This is a genomic window from Mariniflexile jejuense (assembly GCF_042675665.1).
GTDB lineage: Bacteria > Bacteroidota > Bacteroidia > Flavobacteriales > Flavobacteriaceae > Mariniflexile > Mariniflexile jejuense.
Genome location: NZ_JBHTJI010000001.1, coordinates 1,709,318 through 1,733,586, shown reverse-complemented (window position 1 = coordinate 1,733,586; position 24,269 = coordinate 1,709,318). Strand labels below are relative to the sequence as shown.

Sequence of the window (24,269 nt, the reverse complement as noted above, 5' to 3'; positions counted from 1 at the left end):
GACGATTAAATGAGTTTATTGTAACATTTAAAATTTCCTTAAGATAGTTTTATTAGTTTTTAACATTTACATGTTTTTTATAGTAACTATTTAAGTTTTCTGCGGAAGCACCGCACCATTTTTTTAAATGAATAACAAAAAAGTGGTATTGTAAAGTCCAGATGCCGTTCGTTTTATAGCGTCTGGCAGAAGTAGTAAGCCATTTTTGGATTACTACAAATTGGTTTTGTGCGTATAGTTTGCCAATAAAATCGTTGTCTTCATAAATAACAAATGTTTCATCAAAACCACCAATAGTATTGAAAAGTGATTTTGAAACGAATAAACTTTGGTCGCCACCTCTACAAATTTTCCAAGGTAGTTTTGTTAAAAAACCAGCAAGTTTAAGCCACAAATGGTTGCTATCAAACTTCATAATAAAACAACCTGCGTTATTACCTTTTTTAATTTCTGCTGTAATTAATTTATCAAAATTTTTAGGAGGAAATGAATCTGCATGCAAAAAGTAAAGTATGTTTCCTGTTGCTTGTTTTGCACCCAAATTCATTTGTTTTGCACGACCTTTTTCTGAAGTTAAAAGCATTACGTTTTTAAATTTAGAAACCAAACTTTTAGAACCATCAGTACTACCACCATCAACAACAATAATTTCTAAGTTTGTTTCTTTTGAAGCAGTTTCAAAAAGATAAATAAGCAGTTTTTCAATAGTTTCTGCTTCATTAAGTATGGGAATAATTATTGAAATTTTACTCATTCAAATCCCAATTATAATCTTTGAAACTTATTTTAGCGTTATTCGAAATTTTTACTTCAGAATATTTATTTAAAAAATCAATTAAGCTGCCATTTTGCTTGAAATCTTTTGAAAACCATTGAAAAATTTTAGATAGTTTCAAATCATTTTCTAAAATAGAATTTCGTTCTGAATCTGATAAAAATTGTTTACTAGCTTTGGTAAGTTGTGTTTCTAAATTTTCAAAAGTATAGGCTTCATTTAAAAGTTTCGGACAAGAAACTGATGCGCAAACAATAGCAAAATGTATGCGAGGTTCGTTCATTTTACGTAGTATTTGATGTTCTATGTCGTTTAAATTATACCACTTTTTACCTAATTTCCATAAACGTTGTTCCCAAGGATTTTTAATGTCTTTTATGCTTTTTACAGGGTAATTTCGCAAGATTAAATCTATTGTCATGGCATTATAAGCATTTATCCAAAAGGCTAATTTTTCTTCTTTTGAAAAAGATTGAAATCCTTCGCTTGATAATTCTAAATTTAAAACATAGATGTAATCAAGTAGTTTTTTGTGTTCAGTTTTGAAAGATTTGTAATTTACATTACCATTATTGGAAACGTGTTTTTGCAATAAGTTATTCCATAATTCATGAAGTACAGTAACACGCTTCGCTAAAATTTGGTGGAAATTTATATTTGGTTCATTTTCTTTAAAAGTAATATCATTTACAGAGTCTGTTTCAATAAATTCTTTTACTATAATGATAGAGTCTTTTGTGGTTTGTGAATGTTCTGTGATTTTTGTTGAATTACTTTCGGTAACAGGTTTAGCTCCAGTGCATGCTGAAGTTAGTAAAGTGATAAATAGAATTTGAAAGTATTTCATTTAAAAAACAGCCTATTTTTTGTTTAGCGGATATAATTCCTGACTTATAAAATCTTTCGGGAATGATTCATCACCTTCAAAACCCAATTCAATATCTTTTCCGTTATAAGGCACGTGTGCGGTTTTAAATAGGTAATCCCATATGCTTAATGTAAGTCCGAAATTAACACCATACCTTGCATGTTTTGGTAATTGTTTTGCATGGTGCCAAATATGCATTTTAGGATTATTGAAAATGTATTTAAAAATACCGTAATTCCAACCCAAATTAGCATGGTTTAAATGCCCAATGATAATATTGAAAAAGTGAACAATGGCAACGTCTTGTGAGCTATAATTTGCCATAAGTGCCAATGGTATGTAGCGTAAAGAATTATAAACTACTGGTTCCATCCAATGGTAGCGTAAGTGTGCGGCAAACCCCATTTCTTTAATGGAGTGATGTACTTTATGAAAATTCCAAAGCAATGGTAAGCGGTGCAAAAGACGGTGCGTATTCCATTGAACGAAGTCGTTAACTATAAACAGAATAAAAAGCCCAAGCCATTTTGGTAAATCGGAGGCATTAAATAGTCTTAAGTTTGATAATGTTAAACCTAGGTTTTGTAACATATCATTAAAAAATGTGGCAGCTGTATTTGATAATGCTATAAGTACAATTAAGTTTAATATGAAGAAATTGAAGAACATATAAAACGTGTCCAGCCAAAAATCTTTCCTAAAAATGGCTTGTTGTTTTCGCCATGGAAACGCAATCTCTAATATCCAAACGGCAAACGAAATGAATATTAATCCATAAAAATAATTATCCCAATGGTTTATGGAAATTAGCTCGTGCTTTAAGTAATTCCAGTAACCTGAATAAGAGTTTTTTATGATGTCTATATATTTTTCCATGTTAAGTTCCTGCGAAGGCAGGAATCTTTTTTAGTTTTTTTTCAATCTTATTTTTGAGGTTCCTGCTTTTGCAGAAACTTAACAGCAACCACCACCATCATAATGAAACGTAGATTTGCTTATGAAAATATCATCTCTTTGTAATGATGCTAAAGCATTTGCAGTTTTGTCGCAAATGGCTAAAGGTTGGTTTTTTAATAAAACATGTCCTTTATTATCATCAAAATAATCATTTTCTCCAAAATAAATGGCTGCTTTTCCTGTAAATATACATGGACCATCGGCAGGCATTGGGTCTTTTATGGCGGCTACTTCAATGGATTCTATATAAATTAGCTCGTTTGTTGGATAGTTTTTTGAGTCTAAAATTCTGTAAGGTTTACGAGCGCGAATTTCAATTGTTCCAAAGCCAGCATCGGTTAAGGCTTTCACATATTCGGCAATTGGCAAGCTTCCACTTAGGCATAAAGCACGAAGTCTGTCGTCGTTTCTTAACTCATCATTCATTTCTTGTTCGCAGGTTGGGTCGCTCATTACCAGTTTACCATGAGGTTTTATTACGCGGTACATTTCGGCAATGGCTTGTTTTAAATCGTCTGCCTTAAAAATATTAAATAAACAGTTTTGTGCAGCTACGTCAATGCTGTTATCTGCAACAGGTAAATTCATAGCGTTGCCTTTTTTTAGGTCAATAAAATTGCTTTTAAACCATGTGTTTTGAGCTTCGGCTTCTATAAAATTTTTACGTGATGCTTCCAACATTTCATCAACCACATCAACACCAATAACACCACCTTTTTGGCGATTAAAGTAGGAGAATTGGAGTAATTCCATACCGCCACCAACACCCACATATAGCATTTTAGGGTTATTGGTTAAATCGCGTGCATGTACTGTAGAGCCACAACCATAATTCATTTCTTGCATTATTTTTGGAATTTTTAATCCGGGTAATTCCCAAATAGGGTTGGTTGTACAGCATAAACCAACATCGGGTGTTAATGCTGCATTTTTATATACATTATGTGTGGTTTCTAGGTAACTCATTTTTTTAGATTTGTTAGACCGTTTAGATTTTTAGACTTGTTAGACTATTTGGATAACTTAGTTTGTTAGATAGTTTGTTTTGCGTTAGGGATTGCAGCGTAAAGCCCGCAGTGAGGTACGAACGAGGACTTGTAGCGTAAAGCCCGACCCAGTTCCTGAACTTGTTTCAGGATGTGGTAACGCCCAATGTTATAATGTTTTTATTAGTTCTTTAAATAGTTTAACCATAATTGGTTCTGCTTTTCCTGCCATTTCTATTATTTCGGCAATGTTTACGGGTTTTAAATTATTTGGATCGCATTCATCGGTTAAAACAGATATGGCTGCGACTTTTAATTTTAGGTGGTTGGCAACAATAATTTCGGGTACGGTACTCATGCCAACAGCATCGGTACCTAGAATTTTTAACATGCGGTATTCGGCTCTGGTTTCTAGTTGCGGACCAACTACACTGGCGTAAACACCTTCGTGTAATGTTATGTTATTAGCTTTTGCTATATTTTTGAATTTTGAGTTGATTTCTGCATTGTATGGTGCACTCATATCGGCAAATCGTTCGCCTAATAATTCTACTCCCTTAAAGGCTAATGGCGAACTGCCTTGAAGGTTAATGTGGTCTTCAATTAGCATTAATTCGCCTTTTTTAAAGTTGAGGTTGATAGCACCTGCGGCGTTTGAAACTAATAGTGTTTTTATGCCTAATTGTTCCATAATACGTACCGGATAGGTTACGTCTTGCAGCGTGTAACCTTCGTATAAATGAAAACGACCTTGCATAACGATTACTTTTTTGCCTTCAAAAACGCCATAAATTAATTTTCCTTTGTGAAACTCTACTGTTGCTGTTGGAAAGTTTGGGATGTGGTTGTAGCTTACTTCGTGTAAAATCTCGATATCATTAATAAGTTGCCCTAAGCCTGTGCCTAAAATGATACCAATTTCGGGGTTTTCAAATCCTTTGTTTTTTAAATAATCGGTGGTTTCTGTTATGGTTTTAATGATGAGTGTCATAATATTTTTTTAGTTGATTGTAGGGTTTTATATCTTCAAATGTATCAATATCATTTAATTCTTTTAATAAATGTACGGTGCTGTGTTGTAAGTTATTTAAAGTGTCGTTTAAAACAGATGCTGTTCCCCAATTTTTGTTTTTAAATAGGTTTGGGTTTAGGGTTTTCATGCCTAAAAGGTAATAACCGCCATCTTTTGCTGGACCAATAACATAGTCAAAATGGTTGAGCTGTTTAAAAGCATCGTTAATTAATTCAGAATTTAAATCTAATAAATCACTACCAATTATTATGGTTTTTTGGTAGCCTGAATTTAGAAGTTCTGCAAAGGCATTTTCCATGCGTTCGCCCAAATTACTGCCATTTTGAAGTTTTTTTTTGAAATGTGAAGCATTCCAAATATCTTCTTTTTTTATGTTTTCAGAATAAAAAACAAATTTATCGGCATTAACGGTTTCAGAAACGGAAGCGGTATGTTTTAGTAAATGTTTGTAAATTTCTAAAGCAGCTTCATCACCAATAGTTTTTGCTAAACGTGTTTTGCATTTGCCTAATTCAGGATTTCTTGTGAAAATAATTAAGGCGTTTTTTGAGGTCGGAAAATGAAAATTGAAAGCTATTTCATTATCGCCATCTGTGTCTTTTGTGCTGAATAATCCCATTTAATAAACAATTTTAACTTTGGTTAACCATTTACGCCATTCTTTAGAAAAGGTGTGGATTTCGTCAGTTTGTTTTTCATTTGAATTATAAACAGCAAATCCATTATTTTTCCACTCAAAGATACCACCGTAAAGATTAAAAATGTTAGAATATCCGTCTTTTTTTAGTTTATAAGCAATCGTTTCAGAGCGAATTCCAATAGAGCAATACACTACAATTTTTTCAGCTTTATTTGGTATTAGTTTTTCAATTTTTTTTAAGTTGAAATCATTATAGCCAACATGAATGGCGTTTTTTAAATGACTTACATTGTATTCGTTAAGCTCTCTAGTGTCTAAAATAATAGCGTCTGTATTAGGCATTGCTAATTCTTGAACCGAAATGTATGGAATGTTTTTTGTGTTGTGTTTTTTAAGTAAATCTGATAAGGAATTTTGAGAAAAACCGAACGCTGAAATTAAAACAAGTATTAGGAATTTGAGCTGTTTCATTCTAAAATATAGTTATTAATTTTTTTAAATAACACTTCCTTGGCAGCTACTTCCAGCACCTGCAGTACAACCGTAGCAATGCTGAGAAATTACAATATTTCTGCCTTCTAATAGGTTTTCATTATAATCTGCAATATGTTTTGCTTTACTGTTTACAGGCAATTCAAGCATTTGGTTAAAATCGCAATCATACAAAAAACCATCCCAACTTATTGACAGGGTATTGGTACACATCACGTTTTTTACTGCAGAAGGATTGTAGGCTTCAACCAACGCGTACATATAATCTTCGTAATTTTCTGAAGCAATTAAATAATCTAAAAATCTGCTAATTGGCAAATTTGTAATGGCAAATAAATTATGAAAATGTATATTGAAATCTTCTAAAAGTGTTTTTTTAAAATCCTTTTCTAATGATTTTTGATTGCTTGGTAGAAATGCACCTGATGGATTGTAAACTAAATCTAATCGTAAACTACTGTCTGGTTTACCGTAGCCAACATCATTTAACATTTTTAAGGCAGTAATTGATGCATTAAAAACACCATCACCACGTTGTTTGTCTGTTTTCCCTTGTGTCCAATGTGGCATGGAACTTACTACATGTACATTGTGTTTTTTGAAAAACTCTGGTAAATCGTTGTATTTTTTATTGGCTGTAATAATAGTTAAATTAGAACGAACAATAAAATCTTTAATACCAGCTTTTGAAGCTTCTTTAACAAACCAACGGAAGTTTGGATTCATTTCTGGTGCGCCACCAGTTAAATCTAGCGTATGTGCGCCAGTTTTTTTTATAACATCTAGACATTGAATCATGGTTTCTTTGGTCATGATTTCTTTTCGGTCTGGACCAGCATCTACATGGCAATGTGAACAAACTTGATTACACATGTAGCCAACATTAATTTGTAAAATTTCTAGTTTTTTTGCTTTAAGTGGAAATTGAGAAGTTTCAGAAATTTTGGCTTTAAATGTTGGTAATTCACCACTTTCAAAAATGCTATTTGATAATATTTCTAATTGGCGTTTGCTATTAGCTAGTTCGCTTTTGCGTTTGTGTAGGGAGTTAATCATTACTAAGTTTTAAGTTTAAAAGCTTATACTTTTGTGTTCGGTCTTCTGTATTTCAACGGGGTTTACATATCTAGTTTGTTCACTTTATTCATCATTTGTACACCATGTACTAATGATGCGCCACCACGAATAGCAGCGGCAACATGTAAAGCTTCCATCATTTCTTCTTTGGTAATGCCACGTTGTAGCCCATCGCCAGTATATGCGTCAATACAATATGGGCATTGAATGGTGTGAGCAACAGCTAAGGCTATTAACGATTTCTCCCTTTCAGTTAATGCGCCTTCTTCAAAAACTTTTCCGTAATATTCGAAGAATTTTGCTCCTAATTCTTCATTCCATTCAGAGATTTTTCCAAATTTTTTTAAATCGGCTGGATCGTAATATGTTTTTTGCATAAATATATTTTCTTTAAAGATAAAAATCTAGATTGTAAAGTCGGAAGTATTCAAAATACTTAACAAGAAAAGTTCATTATTTACGGGAAATAAATAATGAACTAAGTTGTATTTTGTTTGAAAACCTATTGTTTAATCAAACTTCTAGAAATAACTATTTTTTGAATTTCTGAAGTGCCTTCGTAAATCTGAGTAATTTTGGCATCGCGCATTAAGCGTTCTACATGATAGTCTTTTACAAAACCATTACCACCATGAATTTGAACTGCTTCAACAGTGTGTTCCATAGCTACTTTTGATGCGTATAATTTGGCCATGGCACTAGAAACGTCGTAATTATTGCCTTGGTCTTTATCCCAAGCAGCCTTCATAACTAAATGTCTTGCAGCTTCAATTTCAGTATACATATCTGCTAATTTAAAAGCAATGGCTTGGTGGTTGCAAATTTCAGTTCCAAACGCTTTTCGTTCTTTGGAGTATTTTAAAGCTAATTCATAAGCACCAGATGCAATGCCTAAAGCTTGAGCTGCAATGCCAATTCTGCCACCAGATAAGGTTTTCATTGCAAATCTAAAACCAGAACCATCATCGCCAATACGGTTTTCTTTTGGCACTTTTACATCGTTAAATTGTAAAGTGTGTGTGTCGCTTCCGCGAATACCAAGTTTGTTTTCTTTTGGGCCAACATGAAATCCGTCCATACCTTTTTCAATAATAAAAGCATTAATGCCATGCGAACCTTTATCTTTATCGGTTTGTGCAATTACTAAATAAACATCGGCGCGACCACCATTTGTAATCCAGTTTTTTGTGCCGTTAATTAGGTAATGGTCGCCTTTATCTATAGCTGTTGTTTTTTGCGATGTTGCATCGCTACCAGCTTCTGGTTCGCTTAGGCAGAAAGCACCAACAAACTCACCAGTTGCCAATTTTGTTAAATATTTTTGTTTTTGTTCTTCAGTTCCAAAAGCTTCAAGTCCGTAGCAAACCAATGAATTATTTACAGAAACAATTACCGAAGCAGAGGCATCAATTTTAGATAATTCTTCCATAATCAACACATATGATATAGCATCCATACCACTTCCGCCATATTTTGGATCTACCATAACTCCCAGAAAACCTAAATCGCCCATTTTTTTTACTAATTCTTTGGGGAAATGTTGTGTTTCATCACGCTCAATAACGCCAGATAATAATTCGGTTTGGGCAAAATCGCGCGCTGCGTCGCGTATCATTTTGTGTTCTTCTGAAAGATTGAAATCCATATTTTTCGAATTTATTGTTGATTTGATAAGAATTATACAAAAATATAGCTTTTTAATGATATTTTTTCAATGAGCATTGTTATTTTTGTCTTCTATGATAAAAGAAGTGTACAACGTTGTTGGTGTAATGTCTGGCACATCGTTAGATGGTTTGGATCTTGTTTATGTGAAATTTCAGTTTAAAAAAGCATGGCGTTTTGAAATAATATATTCAGAAACAATTAGTTACGATTCTCAATGGGTTGAAACTTTAAAAGGCTTGGTTACTTGTTCGTTAGATGCTTTAAAGGAAATTGATTTTCACTACACAAATTATCTGTCCTTAAAAATAAAATCGTTTATAAATACCTATAACATACAAGATATTCATGCTATTTGTTCACATGGGCATACAGCATTGCATCAACCTGAAAAGGGTTTGACGTATCAAATAGGAAATATGTCGCATTTAGCAAAACTTTTGGAAGAAACGGTTGTTTGCGATTTTAGAGTGCAAGATGTTGCATTAGGCGGTCAAGGTGCGCCGTTAGTGCCAATAGGTGACAAATTATTGTTTTCAGAGTACGATTTTTGTTTGAATTTAGGTGGGTTTGCCAATATTTCTACTGAAATTGCTGAGGAACGTATCGCTTATGATATTTGTCCAGTTAACATTGTGTTGAATCATTATGTAAAGCAATTGGGATTTGAATATGATGATGAAGGCAATATAGCTGCAACAGGAACGATTAATAATGAATTGCTTCAAAATTTAAACAATTTAGAATTTTATAAAAAAATCTATCCAAAATCCTTAGGGTTGGAATGGGTTGACAAAAGTATTTTTCCACCTATAAATTCGTTTCATCTAGATGTAAAAGATATATTAGCAACTTTTATTGAACATATTGCACTACAACTTTCTTCTGAAATAAATAAAAAAAATAATGTTTCTGTATTAATTACAGGCGGAGGAGTTTATAATAAGTTTTTGATTGAAAGACTAAAAATCTACACAAAAAATGATATTGTAATACCACCAGCATCCATAATAGAATTTAAAGAAGCTTTAATTTTTGGTTTTTTAGGTGTTTTAAAACTTAGAAATGAAGTAAATTGTTTAAAAAGTGTTACTGGCGCTTCAAAAAACCATTGCTCTGGTGAAATTTTTAATTTTAAAAAATGACTTAAAGCATAAAATAGGCTTTTTCTTTTTTTTTATATTTGTTGACTTAATAATTAAATAACTTTCAGAATGACTCAATTATAGCGATGCTTTCATATTTTTAAAATCAAAATAAAAACAGCTATAAGAATTGAAAAAGAATAAATGAAAGAATTATTAAAAAAGTACGAAGAGAAAGCACCAGAAATTATTTTTAATTGGAAAGACTCTGAAACAGAAGCAGAAGGTTGGGTGGTTATTAATTCGTTACGAGGTGGAGCTGCAGGTGGTGGTACACGAATGCGTAAAGGTTTAGATATGAATGAGGTTTTGTCGTTGGCTAAAACAATGGAAATTAAATTTACAGTTTCTGGACCTGCTATTGGTGGTGCAAAATCGGGTATAAATTTCGACCCAAAAGATTCAAGAAAAAAAGGTGTTTTAGAGCGTTGGTATAAAGTAGTTTCGCCATTACTTAAAAGCTATTATGGTACTGGTGGCGACTTAAATGTTGATGAAATACACGAAGTAATTCCCATAACAGAAGAAAGTGGTGTTTGGCATCCACAAGAAGGTGTTTTTAATGGGCACTTTAAACCTACAGAAGCCGATAAAATAAACCGTATAGGTCAGTTAAGACAAGGTGTTATAAAAGTGATTGAAAACCCATTGTATTCGCCTAATGTTTCCCGAAAATATACAGTAGCCGATATGATTACAGGTTTTGGTGTTGCCGAAGCCGTAAAACAGTACTATACAATTTACGGCGGTTCAATAGTAGGTAAACGTGCTGTAATACAAGGTTTTGGTAATGTAGGAGCTGCCGCAGCATTTTATTTAGCTCAAATGGGTGCAAAAGTGGTTGGAATTATCGATATTGCAGGCGGTTTAATTAATGAAGAAGGCTTTACGTTTGATGAGATTACCAGTTTGTTTTTAGCGAAATCTGGAAACGCTTTAGAAAGTAAAAGTTTAATTCCTTTTGATGAAATTAATAAAAACATCTGGTCAATTAAAACCGAGATTTTTGCACCTTGTGCGGCATCACGGTTAGTAACAATTCATCAAATAGATGAAATGATTGATAGCGGTTTAGAAGTTATTTCTTGTGGCGCAAATGTACCGTTTGCTGATAAAGAAATTTTCTTCGGGCCAATTATGGAACATACAGATTATCGTGTAAGTTTAATACCAGACTTTATTTCAAACTGTGGTATGGCGCGCGTGTTTGCCTATTTTATGGAACGCCGTGTGCAAATGACAGATGAGGCTATTTTTAGTGATACATCAAATAAAATTAAAGAAGCAATACAAAACGTATATAATAAAAACCAATCAAAAACAGGTATTAGTGCAACAGCTTATGAAATTGCATTAAGCCAACTTATATAATTTATTAAATTTTTATGGAAGCAGCAATTATTTTAGTATTTGTAATAGGTTACTTAGCAATTACGCTAGAGCATAACCTAAAAATAGATAAACTTATACCAGCTTTAGTTATGATGGCTATTTGTTGGGCATTAATAGCATTAGGCTTAGAAAGTTTTCCTAATTGGTTCGATTCCGCTAAGCATAGTTTAGTTGAAGGATTTGCAGGATTTGCACCAGAAGAGAAAATGCATTTAATGGAAGAAACCCTATTGCATCATTTAGGTAAAACAGCTGAAATATTGGTGTTTCTTTTAGGTGCAATGACAATTGTTGAAATTATTGATTATTTCGATGGCTTTTCAACTATAAAAGATTTTGTTAAAACAAAGAAAAAAACCAAAATATTATGGCTTTTTGGCTTTTTAGCATTCATTTTATCTGCAATTATTGATAATCTTACCGCAACAATTGTACTTATTTCTATCCTTCAAAAAATAGTAAAAGATAGAGATGTTCGTATTTGGTATGCTGGTTTAATTATTATCGCAGCAAATGCTGGTGGTGCTTGGTCTCCAATTGGCGATGTTACAACTACCATGTTATGGATTGGTAAAAAAGTATCAACTGGTCATTTAATGGGGTATTTACTATTGCCTTCTTTTATTTGTATGGCAGCACCAACATTAATTGCTTCATTTTTGCCAGTTTTTAAAGGTGATTTAGAAATTGAAGAAGTTGAGGAGAAAAAGAAATCCAAATACAGTGCCATCATGTTGTACTTAGGTTTAGGCGCTATTGTATTTGTGCCAATATTTAAAACAGTAACACATTTACCGCCTTATGTTGGTATGATGTTGTCATTAGGTATTGTAGCTGTTTTTGCAGAGGTTTATAGTAGTTCTAAGTTTAGTTTATCTGAAGTAGATTCTGAAGAAAGTGATTCGCATGCACACCATAGTCCTGTTCATCATTCACTATCTAAAATTGAATTACCAAGTATTTTATTTTTCTTAGGAATTTTAATGGCTGTTGCTGCTCTAGAATCTCTAGGGATATTATTTGGTTTTGCTGAATCATTAAAAAATGGAATGCCTATGATGGGCACAGAATTACATGGTGAAGGTGTTTCCGATTTGGTAATGATTTTATTAGGTGTAGGTTCGGCAGTTATAGATAATGTACCATTAGTTGCTGCAAGTTTAGGTATGTTTTCTGAACCTTTAGATAATGAATTATGGCATTTTGTTGCCTTTTCAGCAGGTACAGGTGGTAGTATGTTAATCATAGGTTCTGCAGCAGGTGTTGTAGCTATGGGAATGGAAAAAATTGACTTTTTCTGGTATCTTAAAAAGATTTCATGGCTTGCTTTAGTTGGTTTCCTTTTAGGTTGCGCAACGTTTATGGTAACCAGAACTTGGTTTTAAGTATTTTTAAATTGATATAGTTTTTTTAACCCTTTCAGCGTTTCATACGATGAAAGGGTTAAAATTTATTAAAAAACACACTAAATTACCCATACCTTATTTTTTTAGTATAATTTTATACAAAAATTAGCGTTTTAAACTTCAAGAAACACATATTATATGTTAAATATATTATTACAAACTACAACACAAGAAGGCGCAGAGGTTCTTACAGATACAGCGCAACCTGTTGAAAAATCACTTTCTATAATCGAATTAATTAGTAGTGGCGGTATAGCTGGACAAGTTATTATTGCACTACTTTTTTTAATGTTAGTAGGTGCTATTTATATTTATTTTGAGCGTTTATTTGCAATAAAAGCAGCTTCAAAAGTAGATAGTAATTTCATGAATCAAATAAAAGACCATGTATCGCATGGTAAAATTGATTCAGCTCAAATATTATGCGCGCAAGTAAATTCACCTGTATCACGATTAATTGGAAAAGGCATTTCAAGAATTGGAAAACCTTTGGCCGATATTAATACTGCCATTGAAAATGCAGGTAGGTTAGAAGTTTATGGTTTAGAAAAAAACGTAAGTATTCTAGCAACTATTTCTGGTGCAGCACCAATGATTGGATTTTTAGGAACTGTAATTGGTATGATTTTATCCATTTTCGAAATTGCAAATTCTGGAGGTCAAATAGATATCAAATTACTTGCCGACGGTTTATATACGGCTATGACAACAACTGTTGCAGGTTTAATTGTTGGTATTGTTGGCTATATGGCGTATAACCATTTAGTAGTAAAAACCGATAAAGTGGTGTATCAAATGGAAGCTAATTCATTAGAGTTTCTAGATCATTTAAATGAACCTTCATAACACATGAATTTAAAAGGAAGAAATAAAATTACGCCAGAGTTTAGTATGGCATCCATGACAGATATTGTGTTTCTGTTATTGATATTCTTCATGCTAGCATCAACCTTGGTAACCACAAACGCTATTGATATTTTATTGCCAAAAGCTAGTGGGAAAACCGAAAACAAAAAATCTATTGCAGTAAGTATAAAGGAAGATTTAACCTATTACATAGATCAACGTCGTGTAGGTGAAAGTGTTTTAGAATCCGAATTATTAGCAGTTTTGTCTTCAGAAGAAAAACCAACCATTGTTCTACGTGCCGAAAAATCGGTACCTGTAGAAAACGTTGTGAAGGTTATGGATATAGCTAATAGAAACAAATTTAAAGTCATATTAGCTGTAAAACCAAATTAGTATAACGCTTTCGCGGAACATGGCACGATTTTGGTCAGTACCAATTTAAAAATTATTTTGTACCCATGAAGTATTTGGAAACACCACACGAAAGAAAATCAGCAGTAATAACAGCGTTAATATCTGTAATTATATTGTTGTTACTCTTTGTTGTTGGTACTACATATATGGATCCACCAGAAGAATACGGCATGGAAGTAAATTTTGGCACATCCGAGTTTGGTTCAGGCGATGTGCAACCCTTAAAACCCATAAAATCTGAACCATTAGATATAAATCGTCCTGCAGAACCAGAAGTTACAAAACCCCAACCTACAAAAGCTGCCGAAACAAAAGAAGAGGTTTTAACTGCAGATAATGCTGAAGAAATAGCTATAAAAAAACAAAAAGCAATTGAAGCTAAAGAAAAAGCTATAGCCGATGCTAAAGCTAAAGCCGAAGCCGAACGTATCGCTAAAGAAAAGCGTGAGTTAGAAGAAAAAAAGAAAAAGCTAGATGCTTTAATTGGAGGCGTTAGTAAGTCTGAAGGTACTGCAACAGGAGGTGAAGGTGATGATAATAAGGCAGGAGACAAAGGGCAGTTGGATGGTAACCCATATGCGCCATATGGTGGTATACCAGGATCGGGTGCAGGAGGGATGGGCTATGGTTTAAACGGTAGGGGAAAACCGAGATACCAAATTTACGAAGGATGTGAAAACGAATATGGATTGGTTGTTGTAAATATAGTTGTTAACCAAAATGGAAATGTAATTGAAGCTACAGCAGGAACAAAAGGTTCAACAAATTTAAGTGTTTGTTTAAAAGAAGTTGCAAAAAAGATTGCTCTCTCATATAAATGGCCATCTGATTCAAATGCTCCTAGTAGGCAATTTGGTAAGGTTAGTATAAATTTTACATCAGGCAATTAACTTATGACGTATCAAGATACACTAGATTGGATGTTTGCACAACTACCAATGTATCAACGGCAAGGGCAATCGGCCTTCCGAAAAGATTTGTCAAATACCATAAAGTTTGCGGCTCATTTAAATCATCCCGAAAAACGTTTTAAAACCATTCATGTTGCAGGAACAAATGGTAAAGGTTCAACAAGCCATATGTTAGCATCCATTTTACAGGAAGCAGGATATAAAGTTGGTTTATACACATCACCACATTTAAAAGACTTTAGAGAGCGTATAAAAATTAACGGCAAAGTTATAGGTAAACAGTTTGTAACCGGCTTTATAAAGCGCCATAAGTTGTTTTTTGAAGAGAATAGCTTGTCGTTTTTTGAAATGACAGTAGGTATGGCTTTCAATTATTTTTCAAAACAAAAGGTAGATATTGCGGTTATTGAAGTTGGTATGGGTGGAAGGTTAGATTCTACAAATATTATTATACCAGAAGTATCTGTTATAACCAATATAGGGTTCGATCATATGCAATTCTTAGGGAATACATTAGAAGCGATTGCTTATGAAAAAGGAGGTATTATAAAACCAAATATTCCTGTAGTAATTGGTGAAACGCAAAAAGAAACAACACCAGTTTTTAGGGAATTAGCTAAAAAGAATAATTCAAAAATTGTATTTGCAGATAAAGAAAAAACAAAAACATATACTTCAGATTTAACAGGTATTTATCAATCTAAAAACATGCTTACCGTTATACAAAGCATTAAGGAACTTCAAAATAAAGGTTTTAATATTTCAGAAGAAAACATTAAAAAAGGTTTGTTACAAGTTGTGAAAAATACGGGTTTAATGGGGCGTTGGCAAACACTACAAACCAATCCAAAAGTAGTATGCGATACAGGTCATAATAGAGATGGGTTGAGTTATGTGATGAAACAGCTTTCAAATGAGGTTTTTGACAACTTACACATCGTTTTTGGAGTTGTAAATGATAAAGATTTAACATCCATAATAGATTTATTGCCTAAAAAAGCGACATATTATTTCTGTAAACCAGATATTCCACGAGGTTTAGATGCTAACGAACTTAAAAAAGTGTTGAACGGTTTTGGCTTGATTGGTGAAGCTTATAATTCTGTTAATGAGGCGTATAAAAGCGCATTAAATAAAGCGTCTTTAACCGATTTTATCTTTATTGGTGGCAGTACTTTTGTGGTAGCAGAAATAATTTAATTTTTTTTGAAAAAAGTTTTTGCAGATTGAAAATCTAGCTTATATTTGCACACCGATAACAAGGGCAATTAGCTCAGTTGGTTCAGAGCACCTCGTTTACACCGAGGGGGTCGGGGGTTCGAATCCCTCATTGCCCACAAAAAAAATCCTAAAGTGAAAGCTTTAGGATTTTTTGTTTTATAGCTTTTGCTTTCACAATTTGCCTAATTTTTTATAAAAGAGTATATTCACTTAATTTTCTATTGTATTTAGAATTGTTTATGTATGGAAATTAGTGATATAAAAGGCATTTATAAAGAAGTTTTTAAAACCTATGACCATCCTTCGCTTGAAGAGCATGTTCAAAAAATAATGGAGTTAGATGCTTACTTGCCTTATAGTTCTACCTTTTTTTGCATTACGAATACTAAAGATTTGACATTTGAATACATAAGCAAAAACATGACATCATGTATAGGGTTGAATAAAGATTTGTTTACAACACAAGGCATGCGCTATTTTTGGAGCAGAATGCATCCTGATGATGTTGAACTTTGGTTACAAGCTTTAAATGAACTAATGAATTTCACTTTAACAGAAATACCACTAGAAGATAGAAGTAGAATGAGTTATACCTGGAATTATAGAATAAAAAATGCAGCTGATGATTATGTGAATATTATTCAAAATACAACACCTATTGAGTTTGATGCTAATGCAAAACCCATAATAGGTTTGGCTCATTACACGGTATTAGATTCTAGAATAAAGATGGAAATTTGTGCTTCTGCAAAGTTTTTAAATGAAAATAATGAATATGAAACCATGTATTTTAACAACTTTTCGCAAAAATTGTTATCAGATGTTGTTAGTAATAGAGAACGTGATATTATAAGATTGCTTGTTTTAAATTATTCTAGCAAAACTATTGCCGAAAAATTAAATATAAGTCCTAATACTGTTGATACGCACAGACGTAATATTCTTAAAAAACTTAATATTTCTTCAACTGGTGAGCTTAAAGGCATACTTAAAATGAATACAAGTATTATATAAGTTATTTTTTTTGTTTAATAATACTACAATTTTTAAAGCTTAAAGATTAAGTAAGTACTTTGTCGAAAAAATAACTTGAATACTCAATTTGAGTATTGGATACTACATATTAATAATGGAAATTTGAGTTCTATTAATTAGTTCTTAGGGAGAATTAAATAAAAAGTACCTGTTTTTTTAAATGGGTGCTTTTTTGTTTTAAATTATATTAATTCTAAAATACGTTCCATAGCCATTCCTCTCGAGCCTTTAATTAGTAATGTAGCATTCTCAACTTTGGAAAAGTCAAAGCTGCTTTTAAAGTCATCAAAGGTTTTAAAAATGCCTATTTTAGATGAACTATTTTTAGTTTTATTAAAGTTTTCACCTATCAAAATGGCTTTAAAATGAAGTGTTTTAATTAAATTCACAATATTTTGGTGTTCTAACTCAGCATCTTTTCCCAATTCAAACATATCACCCAAAAATGCCACTTTAGAAGAGTTATTTAGCTTTTCAAAACTCAATAATGCTGCTTGCATGCTAGTTGGGTTGGCATTGTAAGCGTCTAGTATAATGTTGTTAGTGCCTTTTGTTAATACTTGCGAACGGTTGTTATTTGGTATGTAGTTTTCAATAGCTTTTTTTATAGCAGAGTCGTCAACCTTAAAATAGTTTCCAATAGTTATAGCTGCGGCAATGTTGTAGAAGTTATATTCGCCAATTAAATGACTTTCAATGGTTAAATTGTTGTAGCTAACTTTTACATTTGGATGCGCTTCAATAAATACAATTTGAATGTTAAATTTATCATCGTTTCCAAACGAAAACGTGTTAGCTTGTTTGCTTTTTTCTATTTGAATAGCATCATTGCCATTAACAAATATGGTTTTCTTGTTTTCTATAAGAAAGTTGTATAGTTCGGTTTTGCCTTTTATTACACCTTCAACACTGCCAAAACCTTCTAAATGGGCTTTTCCAAAATTGGTAATATAGCCATAATCAGGTTTTGCTATGCTACATAAAAATTCTATTTCTTTTTGGTGATTTGCACCCATTTCTACAATGCCAATTTCAGTGTTTTTAGTCATTGAAAGTAGTGTTAATGGAACACCAATATGATTATTTAAATTGCCTATAGTAGCTGTGGTTTTGTATTTTTGAGATAGTGTAGCGTTAATAAGTTCTTTTGTAGTTGTTTTTCCGTTACTACCAGTTAATGCTATAATTGGAATATTTAAAAATGTTCGATGAAATGCTGCTAATTCTTGAAGCGTTTCAAGTACATTATTCACTAAAATGGTTTGTTCTTTTGTGTTAAATGCTTCTTCATCAATAATGCTATATTTTGCGCCATTATTTAGTGCTTGTTCAGCATAGGTGTTTCCGTTAAAATTTTCCCCTTTTAAGGCGAAAAACATGTCGTTTACTTTTAGCTTTCTTGTGTCTGTGCAAACCGAGTTGCATTCTAAGAAAAGTTTGTGAAGTTGTTCAATTTTCAAAAGAAAAGGTATTAGATTTTAAAATTAAATGTAATAAAAAAAGTCCTAACAACTGCTAGGACTTTTTTTAAATATTTTGAATAATATTAACTTTTGGTTTTGTGTTTTGCTTTAGATTTTGAGCCAACACGAGACATTGCGCATCTAAATCCAATATAATCGGTAGCCATATCTTGTGGGAAGTAACGTCTTTGAGCAGGATCTAACCAATACTCTCTATCTTTCCATGAACCACCTTTGTAAACTCTAACTTCATCATTTATTAACGACGTTCTATTGTTAGATTTATCGTATTGTCTTACTAATTTTCCTGTAGAATCTCTAGTTATAATGTTTTTTGGAGAATTGTACATTTTACTAGTTTCATCTTTTTTACCATTAGTTTCATCTTCATTGAAGCTTTCAAATCGGCGAGACGATTGTTTGTCACCATCTCTAAAGTTTATTTGATTGCTTTTATCGAAGTTTGTACGTAAATATGTTTCGTTTTCGTCAACTGGAACTTGCAGAATTTCACCTGGTAAGTTTCTTGCTATTATTTTTCCGTTTGGTAATGTATCGTAAACAATAGCATCTGCTGTTACTATTTTTACAGTACCATCTTCATTAATAGCATTTTTTGTATAAACGTTTCCACGGTAATAGTTGAAATCGTTAAATTCATCATCAACAATAGGTCTGTAAACATCGGCAACCCATTCAGCTACGTTTCCTGCCATATCGTATAAACCAAAATCGTTTGGTTCGTATGACTTAACGGCGTTAGTAATATCAGCACCATCGTCAGACCATCCTGCAATTCCGCCGTAATCACCTTTACCTTGTTTGAAGTTTGCTAATTGATCACCTCTATATTTACGAGAACCATTACGAGTGTATTGACCATCCCATGGATATTTTTTACGACCTCTATATAAGTTGTAGCTTCTTATTTCGCTTAATCCTAATGCAGCATATTCCCATTCTGTTTCAGTTGGTAGCCTGTACTTAGGAGTAATAAGACCAGTTTCTCTGGTTGCGTAAATGTTAGATTCATTGCCATCAGCATCTGTTCTAACAAATCTTTTATTTCTACCTTCAGCGTTAATTATTTCTTCGTTTCCACCATAAGTTAGTGTTGGCGCATTAACATAGGTATCTGTATTAAATGTAGATTCAGCATTTACATCAGTAATTTTTGAATCACGTTTTAAATAACCTGCTTTTTCTAAGTTGTACTCATTAACACGGTCTGATCTCCAATTTGCAAATTCAACAGCTTGAATCCAGCTTACACCAACTACAGGGTATTCGCCGTAACCTGGGTGACGTAAGTAATTTTCTGTCATTACTTCATTGTAACCTAAACGGTTTCTCCAAACTAAAGTGTCTGGTAAAGCACCGTGATAAATTGCTCTGAAATTTTCATCAGATGGTGGATAAACACGTTTAATCCAATCTAGGTATTCCATGTACATAGCGTTGGTAACTTCTGTTTCGTCCATGTAAAAAGACTGTACGTGTTGTTGGTTTGGTGTATTATTCCAATCGTGCATAACATCATCTTGAACACGACCTTTGGTGAAAGTTCCTCCTTCAACAAATACCAATCCTGGTGAAGTTTCCTGTTCTTTAAAGTCTGTATTGTACTGAAAACCACCTTCTCTGGAGTTAATATCCCATCCGGTAGCTCTAGAACTATTTTTTGAACTCGAAGATTTTTTACAACCAGTTACAGCCACTGCTAGTGCTAAAACTAATAAAACCTTGAAGGCTAATACTTTTTTCATATCCATACGTTTAAGTAAGCTAATAATATTTTTGGTGGTGCAATATAAGAATTAAACCGAACACTGCAAGCTATTTTTTGCATTTTAACCAAAAAAAAGTGTATTTCACCCTATTTTTTAGTTATTACATCGATGTTTTTACTGTTTTACACCGTTGATTTGTGTTGTATTAACGTGTAATTAACTAATTTATTATTGTATTTTTGCTTCAGTTTTTAAATTTGTTATTTTTTTAATAATAACACGACTTTAATAACGTTATTTAAGCAATGAAAGAGAAAATTTTACTTTTACTATATTTTAGTTGTGCGGTTGTGTTTGCGCAACAACAAAAATTCAACATTAATTGGGAATCTTCTCAAAAGGTTTCTGCGGGAACATATACTTTAGAAATTCCGTCGTTTAATAAAGAGAATTTTTCTTTTTCTTTTGAAGAAGGTTTGCTGTTTGTAGCCGAATGGTCATCTTCTTCAATAATAAATGAACAATCTGTAACCATAAGTAATGTTTCGTATACATCAATAACTCAAAACGATCTTAAAGATTTAGATGTTACTACCATTCCTTCACAATTAAAATTTAGTTTAAAAAATTCAATTGCAAGAGATAAGCAATTTGCTGTGTTTAAATTGTCGCCTATTATTAAAGATGCTAATGGCTTGTATAAAAAAGTTACATCGTTTGAAATTAATTATACTACGGGTGTTAATGGTAATAGAATTTCATCAACAACAAAAGCAAGTAAAACAGCAGCGGTTTCAAATTCGGTGTTAAGTACAGGTGAATGGTATCGATTTTATGTTGATACAACAGGTGTATTTAAATTATCAAAAAGTTTTTTACAGCGTTTAGGTGTTAAAGTAAATAATGTTGACCCAAGAACTATTAAATTGTACGGAAATGGTGGACGAATGATTCCATATTCCAATGCAGTTCCTTATCCTTTTGATGTTGAAGAAAATGCTATTAAGTTTGTAGGTGAAGAAGATGGTGTTTTTAATAACGACGATTATATTTTGTTTTATGCTGAAGGACCAAAAGGCTATAATGTTGAAAGTAATACTAATATTAATTGTTATACCGATAAAACCTATTATTATATAAATGTTGGTTCTGGTAACGGAAAACGTATTCAAAATTTTGCGCAACCAAGCGGACCAATTGACATGACAATTACTACTTATGAAGATTATAAGTTTCACGAAATTGACGATTATAATATTGCTTTTTTGGGTAGACGCTGGTTTGGAAATAGGTTTGATGTAACTACAAATAAAACATTTACTTTTGATTTTCCCGATTTGGTTACAACTATTCCGGTTAGGTTAAAGGTTTATGTTGCTGCGGCTTCATCTACATCAACTTCTATGCAATTGCTTGTTAATGGCACATCAATAACCAATTTAACAATTTCAGGTGCGTCAAGTCCTAATTTAGCAGGAGAATCTGCATATAACAATACTGTATCTGTTAATAGTTCTAAAATTGTGGTAGGCTTAAATTATAATAAGCTAGGTAATCCAAGTGCGTTGGGATATTTAGATTATATTTCCATTGAAGCAACCCGAGCTTTAAACTTCAATAAAAAACAATTTCAGTTTAAAAATAGTGCTGTAGCATCAGCATCTGGTATTGGGCAGTATATTATAAGTAATGCATCGCAAGTTTCAGAAATTTGGGATGTAACCGATATTTATAATGTATCAAACACACTAAATTCTAATGCTTCAGCAAACTTAAGTTTTACAGCAAATATGGGTGTGTTAAAAAACTATGTAGCTGTAACACCTCAAGATTATTTTGAGCCCAAGTACGATTCAAAAACATCAATTAGCAACCAAAATATAAAAGGAACGGTGTTTTTAAATAGCCAAGGACAATTTCAAGATGTAGACTATATTATTGTTGCGCCAGATAATATGCTTATTCAAGCTGAACGTTTAGCACAAATAAATAGAACGCAATACAATTTGAATGTGAAAGTTTATGGATTAAATGAAATCTATAACGAATTTAGTACAGGAAATCAAGACGTAGGTGCAATTAGAAATTTAGTAAAATACGTTTACGATAATGCAAGTTCACCCGATAAAAAAATAAAGTATTTGTGCTTGTTTGGAGATGGTTCGTTTGATTATAAAAATAGAATTCCTAACAATACCAACATTGTGCCGTCATGGCATTCTTATAGTAGTTTTAATTTAACAAGTTCTTTTGTGTCTGATGATTTTTATGGTATGATGGATACCAATGAAGGCACTATGGGATTTAACGATAAATTAGATATTGCTGTTGGTAGAATTTTGGCAGATACACCACAACGCGCCAAAGAATTGGTTGATAAAATTGAATTGTATTACAATAAAGAATCTTTTGGTAGTTGGCGAAATAATTTTGTAGTTGTATCTGATGATGTAGATCAAGATTGGGAAGGTATTTTACAAGAGACTACTGATAATGTTGGTAATTTGGTAACTCAAAATAAGCCATTTATGAATGTGATTAAAATACATACGGATGCTTACAAACAAGAAACGTCTGCAGGTGGAAATCGCTATCCACAAGTGTCAACAGAACTTGTTAATAGTATTAATAACGGAGCTTTAGTAGTTAATTATTTTGGACATGGAGGTGAAGATGGTTTAGCACAAGAACGTATTTTTTTAAAACCAGATATTGAAGCTCTTCGTAACTTTTATAAATTTAATTGTTTTGTTACTGTAACATGCGAGTTTACAAAATTTGATAATCCGTATAGAGAAACCGCTGGTGAATTTACTTATTGGAATAAACAAGCTGGTGCTATAGGTTTAATAACAACAACCAGACAAATATTTGTAAGTTTTGCTATAACTTTTAATAATTTATTAGGGCAATATTTATTTTCGTATAGTAATGATGATACTTATTCAAATTATGAATACCCATCAATGGCCGAAGCTTTGCGGTTAACAAAAAACAATCCAGCTATAGCAAGTCAAAGTCAAAATAAATTGATATTCTTCATAGGTGATCCTGCCATGAAATTAGCTTTTCCTAAGCCAAATATTCAATTAACAAAAATTAATGATGTTCCTATAGCACAATCAACCGATACCTTAAAAGCATTAGGTTATGTAAAACTAGCAGGCGAGGTAACCGACTTATCAGGAAACCTGCTTACCAACTATAACGGCAAATTATCGGTAACCATTTACGATAAAGATATAGACAGAGAAACCTTAGCAAACGATGGAACAAGGCTAAATGATCAAGTAGTAAAACTAAATTTTAAAACTTTAGGCGAAATTATTTTTAGAGGACAAGCATCAGTAAAAAATGGTTTGTTCGAGTTCGATTTTGTTGTGCCAAAAGATATTAGTATTCCCGTAGGTTTTGGTAAAGTAAGTTTCTACTCAAAAAGTGATGCTTCATTAGAAGATCAAACAGGAGCAAGTGTTAATACAGTAAGAATTGGTGGTTTAAATAATAATGCAGAAGAAGATAATATTGGTCCAGTTATTACATTGTACATGAACGATGAGAACTTTGTTTCTGGAGGTATCACAAATGAATCACCTACATTACTAGCAAAGTTAGAAGACTTAAATGGCATTAATACAGCCAGTGGTATTGGTCATGATATTGTAGCTATTTTAGATGGCGATGAAACAAATCCTTTTATTTTAAACGATTACTACCAAACCGAAGTTGATGACTATAAAAAAGGAGTAGTAAGCTTTCCGTTTAGAGATTTAGCACCAGGGCTTCATACCTTAACGCTAAAAGCATGGGATGTGTATAACAATTCATCAATTGCTGAAATTCAATTTATTGTGTACGATAAAGATGAAGTTTTGGTAATAAACAACGTTTTAAATTATCCAAATCCGTTTGTAAACTATACAGAATTTTGGTTTAATCACAATAGTTCTGCACCTTTAAACGTTTCTATACAGATATTCACTGTTTCGGGTAAGTTGGTTAAAACATTAAATGGGCAAACCACAGGAGGCTTGGTTACAACAAGTTCATTATCCAGAGATATTGTTTGGGATGGTAGAGACGATTTTGGCGATAAAATAGGAAAAGGAGTCTATATTTATAAACTTACCGTTCAGTCAGAACTCTTAAATAAAAAGGTAGAAAAGATAGAGAAACTTGTAATACTCTAATAAAGATTTATATTTGTTAA

The 24,269-nt window shown here is 32.4% G+C and carries 21 protein-coding genes and 1 tRNA gene; 10 read left to right on the top strand and 12 right to left on the bottom strand.

Annotated elements, in window-relative coordinates; translation table 11 throughout:
* Nucleotides 1-52 precede the first annotated feature (52 nt).
* The 10 genes from ACFQ1R_RS07665 to ACFQ1R_RS07620 all read right to left on the bottom strand — a co-directional run bounded on the left by ACFQ1R_RS07665 (nt 53) and on the right by ACFQ1R_RS07620 (nt 8,473).
* Nucleotides 53-754 (bottom strand): TIGR04283 family arsenosugar biosynthesis glycosyltransferase, encoded by a 702-nt coding sequence (locus tag ACFQ1R_RS07665; RefSeq protein ID WP_379925550.1) that lies wholly within the window; start codon nt 752-754, stop codon nt 53-55.
* The gene (locus ACFQ1R_RS07660) at nt 747-1,622 is read right to left on the bottom strand and encodes a DUF547 domain-containing protein (RefSeq protein ID WP_379925548.1); all 876 of its coding nucleotides are present in this window, start codon (nt 1,620-1,622) and stop codon (nt 747-749) included. The genes ACFQ1R_RS07665 and ACFQ1R_RS07660 overlap by 8 nt, the downstream gene beginning before the upstream one ends.
* Before the next feature lie 12 nt (nt 1,623-1,634).
* On the bottom strand, nt 1,635-2,519 hold the full coding sequence (locus tag ACFQ1R_RS07655; protein ID WP_379925547.1) for a sterol desaturase family protein: 885 nt from the start codon (nt 2,517-2,519) through the stop codon (nt 1,635-1,637).
* A 78-nt stretch (nt 2,520-2,597) separates the two neighbouring features.
* The gene (gene arsM, locus ACFQ1R_RS07650) at nt 2,598-3,566 is read right to left on the bottom strand and encodes an arsenosugar biosynthesis arsenite methyltransferase ArsM (RefSeq protein WP_379925546.1); all 969 of its coding nucleotides are present in this window, start codon (nt 3,564-3,566) and stop codon (nt 2,598-2,600) included.
* A 189-nt stretch (nt 3,567-3,755) separates the two neighbouring features.
* A complete protein-coding gene (locus ACFQ1R_RS07645; RefSeq protein ID WP_379926322.1) occupies nt 3,756-4,568 on the bottom strand; it encodes a purine-nucleoside phosphorylase in 813 nt (270 codons plus the stop codon).
* Nucleotides 4,561-5,238: a TIGR04282 family arsenosugar biosynthesis glycosyltransferase gene (locus ACFQ1R_RS07640; protein WP_379925545.1), complete on the bottom strand. Its 678-nt coding sequence runs from the start codon at nt 5,236-5,238 to the stop codon at nt 4,561-4,563. The genes ACFQ1R_RS07645 and ACFQ1R_RS07640 overlap by 8 nt, the downstream gene beginning before the upstream one ends.
* Nucleotides 5,239-5,730, bottom strand: coding sequence for a rhodanese-like domain-containing protein (locus tag ACFQ1R_RS07635; protein WP_379925544.1), 492 nt, complete (start codon nt 5,728-5,730; stop codon nt 5,239-5,241).
* Between the two features lie 24 nt (nt 5,731-5,754).
* The gene (arsS, locus tag ACFQ1R_RS07630; protein ID WP_379925543.1) at nt 5,755-6,807 is read right to left on the bottom strand and encodes an arsenosugar biosynthesis radical SAM (seleno)protein ArsS; all 1,053 of its coding nucleotides are present in this window, start codon (nt 6,805-6,807) and stop codon (nt 5,755-5,757) included.
* 62 nt (nt 6,808-6,869) lie between these two features.
* Entirely contained in the window at nt 6,870-7,205 is a 336-nt protein-coding gene (locus tag ACFQ1R_RS07625) for an arsenosugar biosynthesis-associated peroxidase-like protein (protein WP_132213794.1), read from the bottom strand.
* Nucleotides 7,206-7,330: 125 nt separating this feature from the next.
* On the bottom strand, nt 7,331-8,473 hold the full coding sequence (locus ACFQ1R_RS07620) for an acyl-CoA dehydrogenase (RefSeq protein WP_379925542.1): 1,143 nt from the start codon (nt 8,471-8,473) through the stop codon (nt 7,331-7,333).
* A gap of 94 nt (nt 8,474-8,567) precedes the next feature.
* On the opposite strand from ACFQ1R_RS07620, the gene ACFQ1R_RS07615 reads away from it, so the two are divergent.
* From ACFQ1R_RS07615 to ACFQ1R_RS07575, 9 genes are all read left to right on the top strand, one after another.
* Nucleotides 8,568-9,638 carry an anhydro-N-acetylmuramic acid kinase gene (locus tag ACFQ1R_RS07615; protein ID WP_379925541.1) on the top strand — a complete coding sequence of 357 codons (1,071 nt, stop codon included), beginning with the start codon at nt 8,568-8,570 and terminating at the stop codon, nt 9,636-9,638.
* Between the two features lie 144 nt (nt 9,639-9,782).
* Complete coding sequence (locus tag ACFQ1R_RS07610; RefSeq protein ID WP_379925540.1) at nt 9,783-11,009, top strand: Glu/Leu/Phe/Val dehydrogenase dimerization domain-containing protein; 1,227 nt, start codon at nt 9,783-9,785, stop codon at nt 11,007-11,009.
* Nucleotides 11,010-11,023: 14 nt separating this feature from the next.
* The gene (gene nhaD, locus ACFQ1R_RS07605; RefSeq protein ID WP_379925539.1) at nt 11,024-12,415 is read left to right on the top strand and encodes a sodium:proton antiporter NhaD; all 1,392 of its coding nucleotides are present in this window, start codon (nt 11,024-11,026) and stop codon (nt 12,413-12,415) included.
* A gap of 159 nt (nt 12,416-12,574) precedes the next feature.
* Nucleotides 12,575-13,282 (top strand): MotA/TolQ/ExbB proton channel family protein, encoded by a 708-nt coding sequence (locus ACFQ1R_RS07600; protein WP_379925538.1) that lies wholly within the window; start codon nt 12,575-12,577, stop codon nt 13,280-13,282.
* 3 nt (nt 13,283-13,285) lie between these two features.
* Nucleotides 13,286-13,678: an ExbD/TolR family protein gene (locus ACFQ1R_RS07595; protein ID WP_379925537.1), complete on the top strand. Its 393-nt coding sequence runs from the start codon at nt 13,286-13,288 to the stop codon at nt 13,676-13,678.
* Nucleotides 13,679-13,743: 65 nt separating this feature from the next.
* Nucleotides 13,744-14,589, top strand: coding sequence for an energy transducer TonB (locus ACFQ1R_RS07590; protein ID WP_379925536.1), 846 nt, complete (start codon nt 13,744-13,746; stop codon nt 14,587-14,589).
* A 3-nt stretch (nt 14,590-14,592) separates the two neighbouring features.
* The gene (locus ACFQ1R_RS07585) at nt 14,593-15,810 is read left to right on the top strand and encodes a bifunctional folylpolyglutamate synthase/dihydrofolate synthase (RefSeq protein ID WP_379925535.1); all 1,218 of its coding nucleotides are present in this window, start codon (nt 14,593-14,595) and stop codon (nt 15,808-15,810) included.
* A gap of 62 nt (nt 15,811-15,872) precedes the next feature.
* A tRNA-Val gene (locus ACFQ1R_RS07580) sits at nt 15,873-15,947 on the top strand.
* Between the two features lie 127 nt (nt 15,948-16,074).
* Complete coding sequence (locus tag ACFQ1R_RS07575; RefSeq protein WP_379925534.1) at nt 16,075-16,845, top strand: LuxR C-terminal-related transcriptional regulator; 771 nt, start codon at nt 16,075-16,077, stop codon at nt 16,843-16,845.
* Between the two features lie 203 nt (nt 16,846-17,048).
* On the opposite strand, the gene ACFQ1R_RS07570 is transcribed toward ACFQ1R_RS07575, so the two are convergent.
* Both ACFQ1R_RS07570 and gldJ read right to left on the bottom strand, forming a co-directional pair.
* Nucleotides 17,049-18,326 (bottom strand): UDP-N-acetylmuramoyl-tripeptide--D-alanyl-D-alanine ligase, encoded by a 1,278-nt coding sequence (locus ACFQ1R_RS07570; protein WP_379925533.1) that lies wholly within the window; start codon nt 18,324-18,326, stop codon nt 17,049-17,051.
* A gap of 86 nt (nt 18,327-18,412) precedes the next feature.
* Nucleotides 18,413-20,101 (bottom strand): gliding motility lipoprotein GldJ, encoded by a 1,689-nt coding sequence (gene gldJ / locus ACFQ1R_RS07565; RefSeq protein ID WP_379925532.1) that lies wholly within the window; start codon nt 20,099-20,101, stop codon nt 18,413-18,415.
* A gap of 263 nt (nt 20,102-20,364) precedes the next feature.
* On the opposite strand from gldJ, the gene porU reads away from it, so the two are divergent.
* Nucleotides 20,365-24,249, top strand: coding sequence for a type IX secretion system sortase PorU (gene porU / locus ACFQ1R_RS07560; protein ID WP_379925531.1), 3,885 nt, complete (start codon nt 20,365-20,367; stop codon nt 24,247-24,249).
* The last annotated feature ends 20 nt before the right edge of the window (nt 24,250-24,269 follow it).

What these genes read in the sequence shown, in the direction of transcription:
- ACFQ1R_RS07665 (WP_379925550.1), bottom strand. Translation starts at nt 754, where the DNA reads ATGAGTAAAATTTCAATAATTATTCCCATACTTAATGAAGCAGAAACT.
- ACFQ1R_RS07660 (WP_379925548.1), bottom strand. Translation starts at nt 1,622, where the DNA reads ATGAAATACTTTCAAATTCTATTTATCACTTTACTAACTTCAGCATGC.
- ACFQ1R_RS07655 (WP_379925547.1), bottom strand. Translation starts at nt 2,519, where the DNA reads ATGGAAAAATATATAGACATCATAAAAAACTCTTATTCAGGTTACTGG.
- arsM (WP_379925546.1), bottom strand. Translation starts at nt 3,566, where the DNA reads ATGAGTTACCTAGAAACCACACATAATGTATATAAAAATGCAGCATTA.
- ACFQ1R_RS07640 (WP_379925545.1), bottom strand. Translation starts at nt 5,238, where the DNA reads ATGGGATTATTCAGCACAAAAGACACAGATGGCGATAATGAAATAGCT.
- ACFQ1R_RS07635 (WP_379925544.1), bottom strand. Translation starts at nt 5,730, where the DNA reads ATGAAACAGCTCAAATTCCTAATACTTGTTTTAATTTCAGCGTTCGGT.
- arsS (WP_379925543.1), bottom strand. Translation starts at nt 6,807, where the DNA reads ATGATTAACTCCCTACACAAACGCAAAAGCGAACTAGCTAATAGCAAA.
- ACFQ1R_RS07625 (WP_132213794.1), bottom strand. Translation starts at nt 7,205, where the DNA reads ATGCAAAAAACATATTACGATCCAGCCGATTTAAAAAAATTTGGAAAA.
- ACFQ1R_RS07620 (WP_379925542.1), bottom strand. Translation starts at nt 8,473, where the DNA reads ATGGATTTCAATCTTTCAGAAGAACACAAAATGATACGCGACGCAGCG.
- ACFQ1R_RS07615 (WP_379925541.1), top strand. Translation starts at nt 8,568, where the DNA reads ATGATAAAAGAAGTGTACAACGTTGTTGGTGTAATGTCTGGCACATCG.
- ACFQ1R_RS07610 (WP_379925540.1), top strand. Translation starts at nt 9,783, where the DNA reads ATGAAAGAATTATTAAAAAAGTACGAAGAGAAAGCACCAGAAATTATT.
- nhaD (WP_379925539.1), top strand. Translation starts at nt 11,024, where the DNA reads ATGGAAGCAGCAATTATTTTAGTATTTGTAATAGGTTACTTAGCAATT.
- ACFQ1R_RS07600 (WP_379925538.1), top strand. Translation starts at nt 12,575, where the DNA reads ATGTTAAATATATTATTACAAACTACAACACAAGAAGGCGCAGAGGTT.
- ACFQ1R_RS07595 (WP_379925537.1), top strand. Translation starts at nt 13,286, where the DNA reads ATGAATTTAAAAGGAAGAAATAAAATTACGCCAGAGTTTAGTATGGCA.
- ACFQ1R_RS07590 (WP_379925536.1), top strand. Translation starts at nt 13,744, where the DNA reads ATGAAGTATTTGGAAACACCACACGAAAGAAAATCAGCAGTAATAACA.
- ACFQ1R_RS07585 (WP_379925535.1), top strand. Translation starts at nt 14,593, where the DNA reads ATGACGTATCAAGATACACTAGATTGGATGTTTGCACAACTACCAATG.
- ACFQ1R_RS07575 (WP_379925534.1), top strand. Translation starts at nt 16,075, where the DNA reads ATGGAAATTAGTGATATAAAAGGCATTTATAAAGAAGTTTTTAAAACC.
- gldJ (WP_379925532.1), bottom strand. Translation starts at nt 20,101, where the DNA reads ATGGATATGAAAAAAGTATTAGCCTTCAAGGTTTTATTAGTTTTAGCA.
- porU (WP_379925531.1), top strand. Translation starts at nt 20,365, where the DNA reads ATGAAAGAGAAAATTTTACTTTTACTATATTTTAGTTGTGCGGTTGTG.